This window comes from Sungkyunkwania multivorans (assembly GCF_042675645.1).
GTDB classification, from domain to species: Bacteria; Bacteroidota; Bacteroidia; order Flavobacteriales; family Flavobacteriaceae; genus Sungkyunkwania; species Sungkyunkwania multivorans.
In genome coordinates, this window is sequence record NZ_JBHTJH010000017.1 from 831233 (window position 1) to 849655 (window position 18423).

Genomic DNA, 18423 nt, shown 5'->3' on the forward strand with positions numbered 1-18423 from the left:
TAAAAGGCGTGAAAAATTAACAACTTCATACTTCCATGAAAAGAAAAATAACCCTAAAACAAATAGCAAGAGAATTGGATGTATCCATATCAACGGTCTCTAAAGCGCTCAAAGACAGCAAGGAAATAAGTAAGGATACGCGTCAGAAGATACAGGCTTTTGCCAAATTGTATAATTATCGGCCAAATAATATCGCGTTGAGTCTTAAGAATAGAAAGACCAAGACCATCGGGGTTATCATTCCAGAGATCGTTCATCATTTTTTTGCCAAGGTGATCAGCGGGATTGAGCAAGTGGCAAATGCTAGAGGCTATAATGTGATCATTGGTCTGTCCAATGAATCTTTCGACAAGGAAGTGATTAACATCGAAACCTTGGTCAATGGAAGTATTGATGGATTTATAATGTCCGTGGCCAAAGAAACCCTTCAACAACAAGATTACCACCACTTAATTGAAACGATCAATCAAGGGATCCCTATCGTAATGTTCGATCGCGTTGTTAATGATATCTTGTGTGATAAGATCATCGTGGATGACACCGAAGGTGCCAAGGCGGCTGTAAATCGTTTGATAGAAAGCGGCTGTAAGCGGATACTGCTGCTTACCACAAAAGACTATGTGAATGTAGGGAAATTGAGGACATTGGGATACATCGAGGCGTTGCATGAACATAAGATCGAGGCAGACCCTCAGCTTATCATCAAAGCGAAGGATACGCATAGTTCGGATAAGGAGATCGACAGTCTAGAACGTGAGATCGAAAAGACCTTTGAAAAGAACAATGATATCGACGGTGTTTTTGCAGTAAACGAACTATACGCTGTGACAGCGATGAAAGTAGCGCGGAAGAAAGGGATCAAAATTCCAGAAGATCTTCAAGTGGTCAGTTTCTCTGATGGCGTTTTATCAAAACACTCATTTCCCAGCCTCACAACGGTAGATCAACATGGAACAGAGATCGGAGAGACCGCAGCCAATTTGTTGATCGATAAGTTGGATGAGATCGAGGATGAAGAATCATTTACCACCAAGATCATAAAGACGTCGCTCATTGAGAGAGACTCCACAAAATAAGGGGGTTGGTGTTGTTTGTTTAGACATTTATTTTATCTTTACACCCACGTCAAGGCTTATATTTTTACTTCTCAACTTAAGTAAGTCTTGATAAGTTTTTCGCTTATCATAGAACTATAACGATTTCGAAGATGAAATGGGCGAAACAAGGATAGCTCTTTAGCTTCCCCAGTTAAATGGTAATTCTTGCGCGCAAATTCCATCGGACCGAATGAATTAATCGGAACGACACAATGAAAAAGCGTTTATTAAGTTTCTGGGAAATATGGAACATGAGTTTTGGTTTCCTAGGGATACAATTCGGATTTGCCCTGCAAGGCGGATTTATGTCCAGAATTTTCCAAGATCTCGGAGCAAGCAAAGATGATATCCCTCTGCTGTGGATTGCAGCACCACTGACAGGTCTTATAGTCCAACCCATCATCGGGTATCTAAGTGATAGAACTTGGCATCCAAAACTAGGTAGAAGAAGGCCTTATTTCTTGATTGGAGCTATTCTAAGTTCTTTGGCTCTCTTTTTTGTACCACATTCTTCGGCCTTGTGGATGGCTGCTGGCTTTCTTTGGATAATGGATGCTTCTATCAATATTTCAATGGAACCTTTTAGAGCACTCGTTGCGGACAAACTGGATGACTCTCAAAGATCGTATGGTTTTGTGGTGCAAACACTGATCATCGGTATTGGTACTTGGGTAGCAAGTAATCTTCCTTGGATGGTTTCCAAACTAGGGGTTGTCGATAATCCAGTGCCTGGTGAAGTCTCGAATTCTGTAAAAGTAGCATTTGCCATAGGAGCATTCGTTTTCTTGATCAGTATTCTGTATACCATCTTTACCACAAGCGAGTATCCTCCTGAAGATATGGAGGCCTTCTTGAAAGAAAAGAAAGAAAAAAAGAACACTTTTGTCAGTGACATGATAGAGAACGTTGGTAAGATGCCAATTACGATGAAAAAACTTGGGCTCATCCAATTTTTCAGTTGGTTTGCCTTTTTCACGATGTGGAGCTTAGCAAATCCGGCACTGACCGAGTTTACATTTAAAGCACCCGTTCCCCTAGAAAGTGCTTACAACATGAATATTGAAGCACAAAAAGTCGCATTTGAAGCGGCAGGCGCCTCGTCACAAGAAGCCTCGAATAAGGTGGGGTCTTATATGGGAGTCTATGGTCTATCAAGCATGGCCTTTGCTCTTTTGTTGACCTTATATACTTCAAAGAGAAGAATCAATAGAAAGTATGTACATATGACTTCCTTAATTCTTGGTGGTGTAGGCTTTATTAGCATGTATTTCATTCCTTCGCCGGAATGGTTGATCCTATCCTTTTCTTTGATAGGAATTGCATGGGGTAGCATTCTCTCAATGCCATACGCGATGCTATCGAGTTCTGTAGACCCGAAACGAATGGGTGTATTTATGGGGCTGTTCAATATGTTTATTGTTCTCCCACAGATCATAGCCGCACTTGGAGGAATTAATCTCGCCTATAAACTAATAGGAAATGAGACGATAAACGCCATGATAGTAGCAGGGATTAGCTTGGTGATCGCTGGGCTATGTAACTTCCTGATCACAGAGAAAAAAGCAATAATGTATCAAGAATAAAAAATGACGAAGAAGAAAGGATTTATTTTCGATTTAGATGGAGTGATTGTCGACACGGCGCATTTCCATTACTTGGCATGGAAGAATGCTGCGGCCATCTTTGGCTTTGAACTTACCGAAGAACTCAACGAACAACTTAAGGGCGTAAGTCGAATCGATTCTTTACATAAGATATTGGATTGGGCCGGAGCCAGTATCTCGCAAGAACGATTTGACGCCATTACAGCAGATAAGAACATCGAATATTTGCAGTACGTGCAAAAGATGACCAAAGATGATATTTTACCCGGCGTTTACGATTTTGTATCGAAAGTAAAAGAGGCGGGTTTTCCCATAGCACTTGGTTCAGCCAGTAAAAATGCAAGGGCCATTCTCGCTAAGGTCGAATTGCTGCACCTTTTTGACACCATTGTAGATGGAACCAACGTAACCAAGGCCAAACCAGATCCAGAGGTGTTTCTTATAGGTGCATCTCAGCTAAACTGTGACCCCAAAGACTGCATCGTATTTGAGGATTCGGTGGCTGGAGTTTCGGCCGCAAATGCCGCAAATATGATTTCTATAGGAATTGGTAGTGAAGATAACTTAGGACATGCTACCTTTGTATATCAGGACTTTACATATTTTCCTGACGATCTTTTAGAACAACTAACAGAACCAGTAAACAACTAATAGGGCCATGCCCGTCCCGAGTCCTCGGGACTAAAACCTAATAAAAATGAACCAAGATTATATCAAGCCAGATAATTGGTCGATCATCGAAGAAGGTTTTGATGTAGAACGCGTAAAATCTTCAGAGAGCCTTTTCAGCATCGGAAACGGTGCCATGGGACAACGAGCAAACTTTGAAGAGCATTATTCAGGACCAACATTTCAAGGAAGCTATGTAGCAGGAGTCTATTATCCTGATAAGACCCGCGTAGGATGGTGGAAAAATGGATATCCTGAATATTTTGCAAAAGTGTTGAATGCTCCCAATTGGATAGGAATCAATGTCTATGTCAATGGAGAACAATTAGATCTTTATAAATGTAAGAAGGTCGAAGATTTTCGTCGAGAACTCAACATGAAAGAAGGATGGTACGAGCGTCGCTTTACAGCAACCCTACAGAATGACATCATCATTAAGGTGGTCTCTAAGCGTTTTCTCAGTATTGATATCGATGAGGTAGGAGCGATCAACTACCAAGTAACACCGGTCAATTCGGACGCGACGATCGTATTGGAGCCCTATTTGGATGCCGGTATCCATAATGAGGATAGCAATTGGGACGATAAGTTTTGGGATACCTTGGACGTTCGTCATGAAGATAATCGAGCCTTCATTACCTCACGCACCGAGAAGACCCACTTTTATGTATGTACAGGGATGGAAGTGGCGCTATTCAAAAATGCCGTTGAGATTCACCTAAAACAAGGAGTGGAAAAGTCATCAGTGAAAATTTCCTTTGAATATGAAATGAAGGTTTCCAAAGGTGAAACAGTCGCTATTCAAAAGCTAGCTGGCTACACCAACTCCATGAATCATGATAAATATGATCTGGTCACCGCTTCAAAAAGAGCGTTCGACAAGGCTTCGGCTTTAGGCTTCGATGGACTGCTCTCGGCACAGAAGGATGCGTGGGCAAAGATCTGGGAAATGGCCGATATCACGATTGAAGGTGATATACAGGCACAACAGGGAATTCGTTTCAACATCATGCAGTTGAACCATACCTACCTAGGTAAGGATCCTCGCTTGAATATTGGACCCAAAGGGTTCACTGGCGAAAAATATGGTGGAAGCACCTATTGGGATACCGAAGCATACTGTATACCTTTCTATATGGCGACCAAGGATCAAGGCGTGGCAAGAAACTTATTGAAATACCGCTACAACCATTTGGAGAGGGCTATCGAAAATGCTGAAAAATTAGGTTTTAGCAACGGGGCGGCATTATATCCTATGGTTACGATGAATGGAGAAGAGTGTCACAACGAGTGGGAGATCACCTTCGAGGAGATTCATCGAAATGGAGCTATAGCGTTCGCCATTTATAACTATCACCGATACACCGGCGACTATAGCTATATTCCTGAAATGGGCTTGGAGGTCCTAATCGGGATCGCTCGTTTTTGGCATCAAAGGGCAACTTATTCCGCAGCAAAGCAGAAGTTTGTGATCTTAGGGGTTACTGGTCCCAACGAATATGAGAATAATATCAACAATAACTGGTATACCAACTATATCGCCAAATGGTGCATCGATTATACCATAGAAAACATTAAAAAGATAGAATCCGAATATACGGAAGATTATGACCGTGTGATGGATAAGGTAAATCTCGATTGGGCCGAGGTTGAGAAATGGCAAGAAGTTGCAGACAATATGTACTTTCCATATTCAGAAGAACACCAAATTTATTTGCAGCAAGATGGTTTCTTGGACAAGGAGTTGGTCACTGTTGCTGACTTAGATCCTTCTCAGCGCCCTATCAACCAAAAGTGGTCTTGGGATAGAATTCTAAGGTCGCCTTACATCAAGCAAGCAGATACGCTTCAAGGCTTTTACTTTTTCGAGGATCATTTTTCCCTTGAAGAATTGAAGCGTCACTTTGACTTCTATGAACCATTTACAGTTCATGAGAGTTCACTTTCACCATGTGTGCACAGTATTCAAGCGGCAAAATTAGACCAGATGGAACAGGCCTATAGATTTTATTTGCGGACCTCTCGTCTAGATTTGGATGATTACAACAAGGAAGTCGAAGAAGGACTGCACATTACGTCCATGGCTGGGACTTGGATGAGTATCGTAGAAGGTTTTGGTGGTATGCGCGTGAAGAATGACACCCTCTCTTTTGAGCCAAAGATACCATTAGAATGGGATGCCTATTCGTTTAAGGTCAACTTTAGACACCAAATACTCAAGGTCAATGTTGCGCAGTCTGGCGTCACATTTGAACTGGAAGGCGACAAGGAACTGATGATCTTGGTCGATGGGAAAGAAGTAACGGTATCGCCAAACAACATGGTAAGCTTAGACAGATAATTGAAAATAAATAAGATATCTCAAATTCCTAATTCCAAAGCCCAGGCCTTTGGAATTTGGTTTTTGGGAATATCACCATGCCAAAACCAATAAACTTATGAAGCCCATTTATCAAATAGGATTTTATATCCTTCTTTTGTTTGGTAGCCTAGGTTGTAAACAAAAGGATTCGACCTCGACCTCAACAGTCGACACCAATCCTGTTTCTAATCAAAAAGTGGAGCGGGTAGAGCCACCTAATTGGTGGATAGGGTTTCATAATACTCATTTACAACTCCTGGTCAAAGAGCCAAATATAGGGGAAGCTACTGTAAAGATCATATATCCTGGGGTCACTATCAAAAAAGTACATAGTGCGCACAGTCCAAATTATCTCTTTTTGGATCTTCATATAGCACCCGAAACAGAAGCAGGAGTATTCGATATAGTATTTACCTATCCTAGTGGTACTGAAAAGAAGCACACGTATGAGCTAAAGGCCCGTTTAAAAAAGCCTGAGGACTATGTTGGCTTTGATAGTAGTGACGCAGTCTATCTGATCACTCCGGATCGTTTTGCCAATGCAGAAACTTCCAATGACGTTGTTGCTGGACTTAAAGAAGCGACGATCGACCGGTCTAAAGATTACGCGCGCCATGGGGGAGATATTGCCGGAATCATCGCCCATCTAGATTATATTTCGGACATGGGCTTTACGGCAATCTGGCCGTCGCCTTTACTTACCAACGATATGCCGCAATGGTCCTACCATGGATATGCGATGACTGACTTTTACGAGGTAGATCCACGTTTTGGCTCTTTGGAGGATTATAAAAGATTGGCAGACGAGACTCGAAAAAAAGGAATAAAGCTGATCATGGATCAAGTGGCCAATCACTGTGGCTTAGAACATTGGTGGATGAAGGACCTTCCTTTTAAAAATTGGGTAAATTATCAAAAAGACTTCGAGAACAAGGAGCCTACAACATTCTCCAATCACCGCCGCACGGCAAATCAAGATAGCTATGCCTCGGTAGCTGATAAAGAGGGCATGGCCAATGGTTGGTTTGTAAGTTCAATGCCCGATCTGAATCAGCGTAACCCATTTATGGGTAATTACCTGGTTCAAAATAGCATTTGGTGGATAGAAACATTAGGTCTCGGAGGGATTCGCCAAGATACCTATCCATATCCAGACAAGCAATTTATGTCTGAATGGGCAGGCGCCATTATGGAAGAATACCCAAACTTTAGTATCGTTGGTGAAGAATGGAGCTACAATCCATTGCTTATCGGTTATTGGCAGGAGGGGGCCAACAATAGGGATGGTTACGACTCTAATTTGACCTCTACGATGGATTTTGCGATGCAGCAGGCTGTTGCCGATGCGCTGAAGGAACCAGAAAATTGGAATACAGGCTTGGTTAAGATATACGAAGGGCTTGCGAATGATTTTTACTATGCCTCACCAAAAGATATCATGGTTTTTCCAGATAACCACGATATGGATCGCGTATTCACGAGATTAAATGAAGATGTACCCAATACCAAAATGGCCTTGGCCACTTTCTTAACGTTGCCACGCATTCCTCAGATCTACTATGGAACGGAGGTCTTAATGGAAAACACGGATAAACCAGGAGACCATGGTTTGATTCGTACCGACTTTCCAGGAGGTTGGGAGGAAGATGAAGTCAATGCATTCACAGGGCAAGGATTGTCAGTCGCTCAAAAAGATATGCAGCGCTTTCTAAAGAAATTCCTCAACTATCGAAAAGATAGTAGAGCCATTCATGATGGTAAGACCGTTCATTTCGGGCCTTTTATGGGGACCTATTTCCTTTTTCGAATCATGGATGACGAAACGGTCGTGCTAATTCTTAATAAGAATGAAACACCTATCACCATCGATCTAAAGCGATACGCTGAGATCGGGCTCGCTGGCAAGAAGTTGAAAAACATAGTAACGAACGAAACCATTTATTGGGGCGATGATATACAACTTGCCGAGAAAGGGCCGCTCGTGTTAACGACAAAATTTCAATAGATGAAGAAGATCATATTTCTGTTTTTTCTCTTTTCATTAAGCTTGATCAATGCGCAAAATCCTTCGCGCAAATACCTATCACACTCGGAGGAGAATAACGCGCTTACCGTGAAGACCAGCGATGGAAACTATATTTTTAAACCCTATTCCGAAGGAATTTTAGAGACCTCCTTTGTTCCAACGGGAGAGAATTTTAATTCAAATTCTCATGCAGTTGTGATGCAGCCCAACGATTTAAAGACCGCCTATTCGTACGTAGGTGAAGATATTACCTATGGGACCAAAGGCATGACCGTGACGATCACCACTTCGCCTTTTAAGATCAGTTACAAGTATAAAGGTAAAGAACTCATCTCCGAGAAAAGGGGCTTTCATGCGGACAGCTTACAGAAGATTCAATTCAATCTCGATAAAAATGAGGTGCTCTACGGAGGCGGTGCCCGAGCCTTGGGTATGAATCGCCGAGGATATCGTTTAGAACTTTATAACAAAGCTCATTATGGATATGAGACCCATTCCGAGTTGATGAACTTTACCATGCCCATAGTGATTTCCAGCAAGAGATATATGATCCATTTCGATAACGCTCCTATAGGCTATTTGGATCTCGATAGCAAAAAGGACAACACCCTTCAATACGAGACCATTTCTGGCCGAATGACGTATCAAATAGTCTCGGGCGATGATTGGAAAGAAGTGATGGGCAACTATACAAATTTGACTGGGAGACAACCCATGATCCCGCGTTGGGCGCTAGGAAATTTTGCCAGCCGATTTGGATACCATTCCCAAATGGAAGCCACAGAGACGATCGATAGATTCTTCGAAGCGGAAATTCCTGTGGATGCGATCATTCTCGACCTGTACTGGTTTGGGAAAGATATCAAAGGGCACATGGGAAATTTCGAGTTCGAACGCGATTCGTTCCCAACCCCCAAAAAAATGATCAAAGATCTTGCCCAAAAAGGAGTGAAGACCCTATTGATCACAGAACCTTTTATTCTTTCAACTAGTAAAAACTGGGATGAAGCGGTTGAAAAGAAAATACTTGGCACAGATTCGATTGGTATGCCATATCGGTATGACTTTTATTTTGGAAATACAGGTCTTATAGATATTTATAAAAAGGATGGAAAAGACTGGTTCTGGAACATTTACAGGAAATTTACGTCAGAATACGGAGTCGGCGGATGGTGGGGCGATCTTGGGGAGCCCGAAGTGCATCCTTCAGATCTACAGCATGCGGTCGGTTCTGCTGATGAGGTTCATAATACATATGGTCATGACTGGGCGCGCTTGGTATACGAAGGTTATCAAAGAGACTTCCCAGATCAACGACCTTTCATACTAATGCGGGCTGGATATTCAGGTTCGCAACGATTTGGGATGATCCCATGGAGTGGAGACGTGAATCGCAGTTGGGGAGGACTTCAACCTCAACCAGAGATCGCATTGCAAATGGGCATGCAAGGCATGGGTTTCATGCATTCGGACCTTGGAGGTTTTGCTGGCGATTATGATGACGATGAATTATACATTCGTTGGTTGCAGTATGGCGTCTTTCAGCCCATCTATCGTCCGCATGCACAAGAGTCGGTGCCCTCAGAACCTGTTTACAAGAATGAGCACACCAAAGAATTGGCAAAGCAGGCCATCGAATTACGCTATCGTCTTCTTCCCTATAACTACAATGCGATCTTTCAAAATCATCGTCATGGGATTCCCTTGATGCGACCGTTGTTTTTTGAAGATGACAGTGAGAAGGCAACAACGATCGCCAATACCTATTTTTGGGGAGACGATTTTCTTATATCACCGGTGATGAAGAGAGGAGAAACTACACATGAGGTCTACTTTCCGAAAGGGAGCATATGGTTCGATTTCTATTCATCCAAGAAATTTGAAGGTGGAAACACCGCCAAAGTTGAAGTTAAAGAGGAATACATCCCAACTTTCGTGCGTGGCGGAAGCTTTATTCCAATGGTGCAGCCAGTGCAGACAACGGAAGAGTATTCAATACAGCAACTGGATCTGCATTTCTTTTATGACGATTCTATTGAAAAAAGTAAACGAACGCTCTACAACGACGATGGGAAAACACCGAAGGCCTTTGAGAAGGAAAAATATGAAATGCTTCGTTTTGAAAGTTGTTCGAATGGCAAAACCCTTCGTCTTAGCTCAGATCGTTTTATAGCTGATGGTTTTTCTGTTAAAGATCGAAATATTACCTTAAAGATCCATGGATTGAGCAGAAAGCCTAGAATGATCAGGTCTAATGGTAAGAAAGTAGACTTCATTTGGAAGGACAAAAAGAAGATCGCGGTCATAAAAACCACCGATGTTTTCAAACTGAAAATAAAATTGTGATGAAAAGAATAATATTCATTTTCTTGGCCATGACACTGCAGGTAGCATGCAAACAAGAAAAAAAAGTTGAAAAAGAAACGATGGAACATAACACCACTGCTGTGAAAGAACAAAAGAAGGTCGTATATCAAGTTTTCACAAGACTCTTTGGAAATACAAATACGACCAATAAGCCTTGGGGAACCATTGAAGAAAATGGGGTAGGGAAATTCGAAGATTTTACCGAAAAGGCCCTCAAAGAGATCAAGGACTTAGGAGTCACTCATATCTGGTATACAGGAGTGCCGCACCATGATGTGATCACAGATTACACCGCATACGGCATCTCAAATGACGATCCTGATGTAGTGAAAGGACGTGCCGGATCTCCTTACGCGGTAAAGGATTATTACAATGTAAACCCAGATTTGGCCGTAGATCCATCAAAACGGTTAGAGGAATTCCAAGCATTGATCAAAAGAACACATGATGCAGGCCTCAAGGTCATCATTGATATAGTTCCCAATCATGTAGCACGGAATTACTCTGGATTGACCAATCCAAAGGGAGTGAGCGATTTCGGAGCAGAAGATGATACCACTGTTGAATATAAGCGCGAAAATAATTTCTATTATATGCCAGGCGAAGACTTTCAAGTACCTATTTGGCAAGATGGATATCTGCCCTTAGGTGGGGAGAAAAACCCATTAGCGGATGGTAAATTTGAAGAAAGTCCAGCAAAATGGACAGGAAACGGTTCGAGACGCGCACAACCTGGATTTCACGATTGGTACGAAACGGTGAAGGTAAATTATGGCGTTCGTCCGGATGGAACCAAGGATTTTGATCAATTGCCAGAAGGATACGATTCGAAAGATGTTTCTGCCCATTTTGAGTTTTGGAAGGATAAGGACGTGCCCAACTCTTGGAAGAAATTCAAGGAAATTGCTTTATACTGGACCGCCATGGGTGTGGACGGTTTTAGATTTGACATGGCAGAGATGGTCCCGGTAGAGTTCTGGAGCTACCTCAATACCGCTATCAAAAATGCCAATGAAGACGCCTTTTTACTAGCGGAGGTGTATAACCCCTCCTTATATCGAGACTACATCAAAAAAGGAAAAATGGATTATCTCTACGACAAAGTGGAGCTTTACGATACCCTGAAGCATATTATGCAAGGACATGGAAAAACAGACCATTTGCCAAAGATCCAAGACGGTTTGGCCGATATAGAACATCATATGCTTCACTTTTTAGAGAATCATGACGAACAGCGTATCGCAAGCCCAGACTTCGCTGGAAATGCAGTAAAAGGTAAGCCAGCCATGGTATTGTCGGCAACTATTTCTACCTCACCTACCATGATCTATTTTGGACAAGAAGTAGGGGAGCCTGGAGCTGAGGATGCTGGTTTTGGCAAGCCCACCCGTACTTCTATCTTCGATTATATCGGAGTGCCGCATCACCAACGATGGGTGAATGACAAAAAATTCGATGGGGGACAACTTTCCACCGAGGAAGTCGACCTTCGTAACTTTTATAGGAGACTGCTCAATTTCACGCTGGGTAGCGATGCCTTGATGGGGAACTATCAAGAAATTCACTTCATCAATCGTGAGGAGACGGAAGGCTATGACCATCGACTGTTCTCATTTGTGCGATGGTCGGCAAACGAAAAGTTGATCATCGTCAATAACTTTGATGAACAGAAGAAATACACTTTGAATCTCAAGTTGCCATCCGATCTCATCGCCAAATGGAATCTTGAAGATGGGACCTATAAAGTTGAGGACCAACTTGGCGAATCGGCTTTCACATCCAACTTAAAAGTTGAAAATGGAAAAGGAAGTTTGGCTTTAGAGATACATCCGTTAGAATCTTTTATATTTAAAATAAAATAATGCAGTGCTGAATAAAACAACCTATCCAAGTAAACGTAAATTCGGCATGTTAACCTCACAGGATTATGATTCCTGTGAGGTTTGTTATTTTTGGTGAAATAAAACTGATTCGAACATGACATGTTTTTCAAAAGTGTTGAGCTGCGTTTTAGTAACAATAACCCTCCAATCCTGTCAGGAAATGAAAACAACACCGCTAAATATTGGACACCGAGGTGCACGTGGACATGTGGCCGAAAATACGGTTGCATCAGTGAAGAAGGCCATGGAGCTAGGAGTTGATGGGGTAGAGATCGATGTGTTCAAATGTGCTAGCGGGGAAATTGTTGTCATTCATGATACAACATTGGACCGTACAACGAATGGTACAGGCTACGTGATGGACCATACCTACTTTCAGCTAAAGCAACTCAAAGTCGAGGGCGAATATACCATACCCTTACTTCAAGATGTGCTGAAAGCACTTGATAAAAAAGTGAAGCTGAATGTAGAGCTAAAGGGCCCTGGAACCGCGGACAGGGTTGCATTCATTCTCAACTACTACATAGAGAAACAGGGTTGGAACCCAAAGGATTTTATCGTCTCAAGTTTTGATTGGGATGAGCTAAGAAGTTTTTATCAACTTAACAAAGAAATTCCGATCGGGATCCTCACCGAGGACGATCCTCTTGACGCCATTGATGTGGCCAAGGAGCTAAACGCATTTTCAATTCATCCAAATCACAGATTCTTGACCAAGGGGAATGTCAAAGCCATTCAGTCTGAAGGTTATAAGATCTATACATGGACGGTAAACGATCCTGCAGATATTCAACGGATGAGGGCGCTCGGGGTGGAGGCGATCATTACCGATTATCCCGAACGGCTACGAGAGTAGTTTATTTCTTACTGGCCATTTTTGAATAGCAAAATATTTTTATTTAGAACAATCGAAACGGTTCGATTACTTTTGCAGCGATGGAATATGACCTTATCATTATCGGTGGTGGAGCCGCAGGTTTTTTCGCAGCGATTCATATTGCTGAATTAGATCCGTCTAAGAACATAGCCATTCTAGAGCGTGGAAAAGAGGTGCTGACCAAGGTGAAGATCTCTGGAGGTGGCAGATGTAATGTGACGCATGCCGAATTTGATCCAAAAGAACTTGTAAAGAACTATCCAAGAGGAGAAAAAGAACTTCGCGGGCCATTTCACAACTTTTGTAGTGGAGACACCATCGCTTTTTTTGAGGAAAGGGGTATCGAACTAAAGATCGAAGAAGATGGCCGCATGTTTCCTACGACGGATTCCTCTCAGACCATCATAGATTGTTTTCTTTCTGAAACCAAGCGTTTGGGTGTTGAGGTGTTGAAGAATCATGCTGTAAAGGATATCGTGAAGAATGATACGAAATGGGTCCTCAATACCAATCGCGGTGATTTTAGATCTAAAAAATTATTGGTAGCTTCTGGAAGCAATCCAAAGGTTTGGCAAATGATGGCATCACTTGGACATTCGATTGTGTCTCCAGTGCCATCATTGTTCACATTCAATATAAAGGATCAACGAATCACTGGTTTAATGGGGCTTTCAGCACCAGCTGAAGTCCAATTATTAGACAGGTCAGGTGCTCCCCTAATGGAAGGCCTGCCTGCCGGCAAGGCAGGGATGTCTGCGAGAGCAGATAGAGGGGGTTCAGAAGGGCCACTATTAATTACCCACTGGGGGATGAGTGGTCCCGCAATTCTAAAGCTTTCGGCTTGGGGCGCAAGAGCATTGAATCAATGTAATTATCAGTTTATGATAGAGGTCAATTGGTTAAAGGATATTTCGACTATCGAAGTAACTACACTTTTGGAAAGAATAAAGAAGGAGCATGCGAAAAAAAGGATCTTCAAGTTGCACCCTTTTGATTTACCAAAACGACTTTGGCAAAAGATTATGGAGGCCTCCAACATCGATCAAGAACTACGATGGGCGGATATCTCTAAAAAACAACTGAACGATCTTGTCGTCCAACTCACAGCGGCACGATTCTATGTAAACGGAAAGAGTACCTTCAAAGAGGAATTCGTCACTGCGGGTGGCGTGGAATTAAAAGAGGTTGACTTTAAGACATACGAAAGCAAATTGCATAAAAATCTATACTTTGCTGGTGAAGTCTTGAATATAGATGCCGTCACTGGTGGGTTCAACTTTCAAAATGCATGGACCGGAGCGTACATAGCGGCAAAAGCAATATCCGAAGATCATCATGAAAACATTCATAGCATTACTTAGGGGCATCAATGTCGGAGGCCATAAAAAGATAAAAATGGCCGACTTGCGAGCACTGTTGACCGGGGATGGACTAGAATGCGTACAAACCTATATACAGAGCGGTAATATTATATTTCAGGCGAAAAGCGAGACGAATGATCTGGCGGATCGCATTATGTCCCTCATAAAGAACAGTTTTGGTTTTGAAGTACCTGTGATGATATACACTACGGAACAATTAGAAAATATCATAAAGAATTGTCCTTTTGAAGGGGAAAAGCGGGCGAACAGTTATTTTACCCTACTACAGAATTCCCCAACCAGAGCTAAGCGGTCCGAATTAATGGGGGTTTCTTTTCCAGATGAAGAGTTTCATCTTGTAGATAGCTGTATCTACTCGTTCTGCGCTCATGGCTACCGAAATGCAAAATTGAACAACAATTACTTCGAGAAAAAACTTGAAATGGCGGCAACCACGAGGAATCTTAAGACGATGCGTAAGCTTTTGGAGATGTCTCAGATACCTTGAACACTATGAAGTGATGATAAATAGGCTGTTTGTCGATTTTTTTGCAAGTTTTCTAATTTGAAAGCCAATGTTTTATAAAGTTTGCTATATTAGTCGCAGATTAACAACTTTTAACATTAAACCCAAATCATGAAGACTATTAAGAACTTAGCCGTAGTGCTAACGGTTACGCTATTTGGTTTCTCTAACTCTTATGCAGAGGACCAGCCCGTCAAAGACCTATTGGTCGAGTATATCAACGCCATCAATAATGTTGGTAATGGAACCTCCAAGGAAGACGTATTGGCTTTATTCAACGATCGCTATGTGAGCAACATTGCAACGGTAAGACTCTCAGGAACTGTGCGACGTACAACTGCGGGTAAAAATGAGATAGCAACGCTGATCGACGAAATTTTAGCTGACGAAAAATATACCTTTCGTATGACTTTAGATCAAGTGTTACATGTGGCGCAAAAAGATCGTGCAGGCACCGTTTCTGCGTTGGTCAACTTCGAGTCTAGAATCGATGACAAGCTCGCGGAGAAAGGAACCATTATGATGAATTTGGTGGCGACATTGGTCAATGGCCAATGGAAGATCATCCACAACAACACAGTGCGTGTATCTGAGGCTAGTGACGTTGGTAATTGTGTGACCTATATCTATGGTAAAGGAACTACCAAGTTTGTAACGGAAACATACTTCCCTGCTGGTGTAGAATATGGTCAGAACTTCGAAGCTTTTAGAGTTACTGTAAGGGACGGAAGAAGAGTGATCAAGTCTGATAGCAATGAATTTAGCTGGGATGGTGATGGCAACCTTTCATACAACGGAGAAGTTGTAGGTGCGGCCGAGGAAGGTAGAGAAGCTGTAGAAATGGCAGTGCGTCATCTCTATAAAGAATCGTGTGTAAAGATAGTTTTCAACTAATGGGTTGAGAAAAATAATCAATAGGAACGCCGAGCATTGCTCGGCGTTTTTTTATATAAATAAATGAAGTTGCTTTTTTAATTCAATTGCCAAATACTGAAGTTGAGAACAGTTGCAAAAGCGACCCAAGCCAAATAGGGATATAATAAAAAAGCTGCCTTTTTGTCGACCACCTTAAACCATTTGATGGTACGAATGATAAGCACTAGCAGGATGCAGATGATGACCAATCCCCAAAAGGGTTTTTTCAATCCAAAAAAGACCATGCTCCAAGCACCGTTGAATACCAGTTGAAAGCAGAAATGGTAGATCGCTGTCTTTACCCACTTATGGTAAAAACCGCGATTCCAGACCAATCCGGCAGCAATTCCCATGAGTACATAGAGTACTGTCCATACAGGAGCAAAGACCCAATTGGGCGGGTTAAAGCTGGGCTTGTTCAAGGTTGTGTACCAGGTCGTTACCGAGGATTGTGTTGCAAAACCAGAAAGAAAGCCAATGAGAAGGCATACGACCACAGCAATGAGTATTTTGGAGGTTTTGTCTAGCATGTTAATTTGGCTATGTCACTAAAATAGCGATTTATTTCTATTGTGCAATTTTGCTCTTGTTACAAAATGTATCTTTGTCAAAATTTTGAAAAAATGACCGAAAGCGATTTTATTCCTTCTGCATATCTACAAAAACCAACCACGGGAAGTGTCACGTGGAAATCGCCAAGCAATATCGCCTTGGTCAAATATTGGGGAAAAAAAGAACATCAAATCCCAGCCAATCCATCGATCAGCTTTACCCTGGTGGATTGCGCAACTACGACAACTCTTAGATATGAGAAGTTGGCAGTCATCGGTGATGCGTTTCAGTTCGATCTTATTTTTGAAGGGCAGCCAAAAGCATCGTTCAAACCAAAGATTGAGACCTTTTTCGAGCGGATCGAATCTTATTTGCCTTTCTTAAAAGAGTATCATTTTACCATCGAAACCTCAAATTCTTTCCCCCATAGCTCGGGTATTGCCTCTTCGGCTAGCGGGATGAGCGCGTTGGCATTGTGTCTTATGTCGCTCGAAAAATCACTAAAACCCGAGATGAGCGATACGTTCTTCAATCAGAAGGCCTCTTTTTTGGCTCGCTTAGGATCTGGAAGTGCTTGTCGTAGCATTGAAGGGCCTTTGATACAATGGGGAGAACACGAAGAAACAGCTGGAAGTTCTGACCTATACGGAGTTGCTTATCCGTACGAGGTCCATGAGGTCTTCAAAGACTTTCAAGACACTATTCTGCTAGTCGATAAGGGCGAAAAACAGGTGAGCAGTAGCGTTGGGCACAACTTGATGCACGACCATCCCTATGCCAAAAATCGTTTTAAGCAGGCTCATCAGCATTTGACGGCGCTTCAAGAGGTATTTAAGCAAGGTGATCTCAAAAGATTCATTGAAATTGTCGAAAGTGAAGCGCTTACGCTACATGCCATGATGATGACCTCTTTGCCTTATTACATTTTGATGAAACCCAATACCTTAAATATCATCAACAGCATATGGAAATATCGTAAAGAGACCGAGAGCAACATCTGTTTTACATTAGATGCAGGGGCCAATGTACATGTGCTTTACCCAAAAAGCGAGAAGCATGAGGTGCTTGGATTTATTAAGAAAGAATTAGCACAATATTGTCAAAACCAACAGTATATTTGTGATGAAACCGGAACGGGAGCAAAAAAGTTGTAAATTTGCTCTGTTGTCATTCCTGCGAAAGTAGGAATCCAGATATAATCAATTAGATTTCACAGTATCTGTGGAATGACGAAAAATTATGAAAGGCCCACTATTCTACTCTAAAATATTACTCTTCGGAGAATACGGGATCATCAAAGATTCTAAAGGACTCTCTATCCCATATAATTTTTACAATGGCGCGTTAAAGGTCGACAATGACCCTTCGGTAGAGGCCAAGAGATCCAATCAGAGTTTGATCGCTTTTTCAAAATATCTTGAAAACCTTCAACAAGAACAGCCAGATTTGGTGACTTTCGACATTGAGGCGTTGAAAAACGACGTGGAAGCAGGAATGTATTTCGACAGCAGTATCCCCCAAGGATATGGCGTTGGAAGCAGCGGAGCACTGGTAGCGGCCATCTATGACAAGTATGCGAATGATAAGATAACGGTCTTAGAAAATCTTACTCGTGAGAAATTGTTGAAATTGAAGGGAATATTTTCAGCGATGGAATCTTTCTTTCACGGAAAGTCGTCGGGCCTAGATCCGTTGAATAGTTATTTGAGCATTCCAATCCTTATCAATAGCAAAGACAATATAGAACCAACAGGAATACCTTCGCAAAATGAAGCAGGAAAGGGAGCGGTATTTTTATTGGATAGCGGGATCACAGGTGAGACCGCACCGATGGTCAATATTTTCATGGAAAACATGAAGCAGGAAGGTTTTCGAAAGATGCTCAAAGAGCAATTTGTGACCTATACCGATGCCTGTGTAGAGGATTTTCTGAAAGGTAACATTAACTCACTTTTTGGGAACATCAAAAAATTATCTCATGTTGTTTTCGACAACTTCAAACCAATGATACCGCAGCAATTCCACAAGCTGTGGCAACAAGGTATCGAAAGCAATGATTACTATCTCAAACTTTGCGGTTCTGGCGGTGGTGGTTACATCCTTGGATTTACCGAAGACATTGAAAAGGCAAGAGCTGCATTACACGGTCATAAGCTAGAAGTCGTCTATACCTTTTAAAAAAAC

At 42.0% G+C, this 18423-nt stretch carries 14 protein-coding genes; 13 read left to right on the plus strand and 1 reads right to left on the minus strand.

Annotation, left to right across the window (positions count from 1 at the left end):
- Positions 1-35: 35 nt before the first annotated feature.
- The 11 genes from ACFQ1M_RS15055 to ACFQ1M_RS15105 all read left to right on the plus strand — a co-directional run bounded on the left by ACFQ1M_RS15055 (position 36) and on the right by ACFQ1M_RS15105 (position 15666).
- A complete protein-coding gene (locus tag ACFQ1M_RS15055; RefSeq protein ID WP_386409661.1) occupies positions 36-1076 on the plus strand; it encodes a LacI family DNA-binding transcriptional regulator in 1041 nt (346 codons plus the stop codon).
- 233 nt (positions 1077-1309) lie between these two features.
- A complete protein-coding gene (locus ACFQ1M_RS15060; RefSeq protein WP_386409663.1) occupies positions 1310-2680 on the plus strand; it encodes an MFS transporter in 1371 nt (456 codons plus the stop codon).
- 3 nt (positions 2681-2683) lie between these two features.
- A complete protein-coding gene (gene pgmB, locus ACFQ1M_RS15065) occupies positions 2684-3352 on the plus strand; it encodes a beta-phosphoglucomutase (RefSeq protein WP_386409665.1) in 669 nt (222 codons plus the stop codon).
- 46 nt (positions 3353-3398) lie between these two features.
- Entirely contained in the window at positions 3399-5711 is a 2313-nt protein-coding gene (locus ACFQ1M_RS15070; protein ID WP_386409667.1) for a glycoside hydrolase family 65 protein, read from the plus strand.
- Positions 5712-5808: 97 nt separating this feature from the next.
- Positions 5809-7737, plus strand: a complete 1929-nt coding sequence (locus ACFQ1M_RS15075; protein WP_386409669.1) for a glycoside hydrolase family 13 protein — start codon at positions 5809-5811, stop codon at positions 7735-7737.
- Positions 7738-10104 carry a TIM-barrel domain-containing protein gene (locus tag ACFQ1M_RS15080; RefSeq protein WP_386409671.1) on the plus strand — a complete coding sequence of 789 codons (2367 nt, stop codon included), beginning with the start codon at positions 7738-7740 and terminating at the stop codon, positions 10102-10104.
- Complete coding sequence (locus ACFQ1M_RS15085; protein ID WP_386409673.1) at positions 10104-11987, plus strand: alpha-amylase family glycosyl hydrolase; 1884 nt, start codon at positions 10104-10106, stop codon at positions 11985-11987. Before ACFQ1M_RS15080 ends, ACFQ1M_RS15085 begins: the two co-directional genes overlap by 1 nt.
- Positions 11988-12168: 181 nt before the next feature.
- Positions 12169-12864 carry a glycerophosphodiester phosphodiesterase gene (locus ACFQ1M_RS15090; protein ID WP_386409675.1) on the plus strand — a complete coding sequence of 232 codons (696 nt, stop codon included), beginning with the start codon at positions 12169-12171 and terminating at the stop codon, positions 12862-12864.
- Between the two features lie 80 nt (positions 12865-12944).
- The gene (locus tag ACFQ1M_RS15095) at positions 12945-14246 is read left to right on the plus strand and encodes a BaiN/RdsA family NAD(P)/FAD-dependent oxidoreductase (protein ID WP_386409677.1); all 1302 of its coding nucleotides are present in this window, start codon (positions 12945-12947) and stop codon (positions 14244-14246) included.
- On the plus strand, positions 14221-14754 hold the full coding sequence (locus tag ACFQ1M_RS15100) for a DUF1697 domain-containing protein (protein ID WP_386409679.1): 534 nt from the start codon (positions 14221-14223) through the stop codon (positions 14752-14754). Before ACFQ1M_RS15095 ends, ACFQ1M_RS15100 begins: the two co-directional genes overlap by 26 nt.
- A 129-nt stretch (positions 14755-14883) precedes the next feature.
- Complete coding sequence (locus ACFQ1M_RS15105) at positions 14884-15666, plus strand: hypothetical protein (RefSeq protein WP_386409681.1); 783 nt, start codon at positions 14884-14886, stop codon at positions 15664-15666.
- Positions 15667-15743: 77 nt separating this feature from the next.
- On the opposite strand, the gene ACFQ1M_RS15110 is transcribed toward ACFQ1M_RS15105, so the two are convergent.
- Positions 15744-16217, minus strand: coding sequence for a TspO/MBR family protein (locus ACFQ1M_RS15110; protein ID WP_386409683.1), 474 nt, complete (start codon positions 16215-16217; stop codon positions 15744-15746).
- A 93-nt stretch (positions 16218-16310) separates the two neighbouring features.
- Here ACFQ1M_RS15110 and ACFQ1M_RS15115 point away from each other — a divergent pair, with 93 nt between their 5' ends.
- Positions 16311-17393, plus strand: coding sequence for a diphosphomevalonate/mevalonate 3,5-bisphosphate decarboxylase family protein (locus tag ACFQ1M_RS15115; protein ID WP_386409685.1), 1083 nt, complete (start codon positions 16311-16313; stop codon positions 17391-17393).
- 85 nt (positions 17394-17478) lie between these two features.
- Positions 17479-18417, plus strand: a complete 939-nt coding sequence (locus ACFQ1M_RS15120) for a mevalonate kinase family protein (RefSeq protein ID WP_386409687.1) — start codon at positions 17479-17481, stop codon at positions 18415-18417.
- The last annotated feature ends 6 nt before the right edge of the window (positions 18418-18423 follow it).

Bases quoted from the DNA above. Each gene is read 5' to 3' on its own strand.
- ACFQ1M_RS15055 (WP_386409661.1), top strand. From the start codon at position 36: ATGAAAAGAAAAATAACCCTAAAACAAATAGCAAGAGAATTGGATGTA.
- ACFQ1M_RS15060 (WP_386409663.1), top strand. From the start codon at position 1,310: ATGAAAAAGCGTTTATTAAGTTTCTGGGAAATATGGAACATGAGTTTT.
- pgmB (WP_386409665.1), top strand. From the start codon at position 2,684: ATGACGAAGAAGAAAGGATTTATTTTCGATTTAGATGGAGTGATTGTC.
- ACFQ1M_RS15070 (WP_386409667.1), top strand. From the start codon at position 3,399: ATGAACCAAGATTATATCAAGCCAGATAATTGGTCGATCATCGAAGAA.
- ACFQ1M_RS15075 (WP_386409669.1), top strand. From the start codon at position 5,809: ATGAAGCCCATTTATCAAATAGGATTTTATATCCTTCTTTTGTTTGGT.
- ACFQ1M_RS15080 (WP_386409671.1), top strand. From the start codon at position 7,738: ATGAAGAAGATCATATTTCTGTTTTTTCTCTTTTCATTAAGCTTGATC.
- ACFQ1M_RS15085 (WP_386409673.1), top strand. From the start codon at position 10,104: ATGAAAAGAATAATATTCATTTTCTTGGCCATGACACTGCAGGTAGCA.
- ACFQ1M_RS15090 (WP_386409675.1), top strand. From the start codon at position 12,169: ATGAAAACAACACCGCTAAATATTGGACACCGAGGTGCACGTGGACAT.
- ACFQ1M_RS15095 (WP_386409677.1), top strand. From the start codon at position 12,945: ATGGAATATGACCTTATCATTATCGGTGGTGGAGCCGCAGGTTTTTTC.
- ACFQ1M_RS15100 (WP_386409679.1), top strand. From the start codon at position 14,221: ATGAAAACATTCATAGCATTACTTAGGGGCATCAATGTCGGAGGCCAT.
- ACFQ1M_RS15105 (WP_386409681.1), top strand. From the start codon at position 14,884: ATGAAGACTATTAAGAACTTAGCCGTAGTGCTAACGGTTACGCTATTT.
- ACFQ1M_RS15110 (WP_386409683.1), bottom strand. From the start codon at position 16,217: ATGCTAGACAAAACCTCCAAAATACTCATTGCTGTGGTCGTATGCCTT.
- ACFQ1M_RS15115 (WP_386409685.1), top strand. From the start codon at position 16,311: ATGACCGAAAGCGATTTTATTCCTTCTGCATATCTACAAAAACCAACC.
- ACFQ1M_RS15120 (WP_386409687.1), top strand. From the start codon at position 17,479: ATGAAAGGCCCACTATTCTACTCTAAAATATTACTCTTCGGAGAATAC.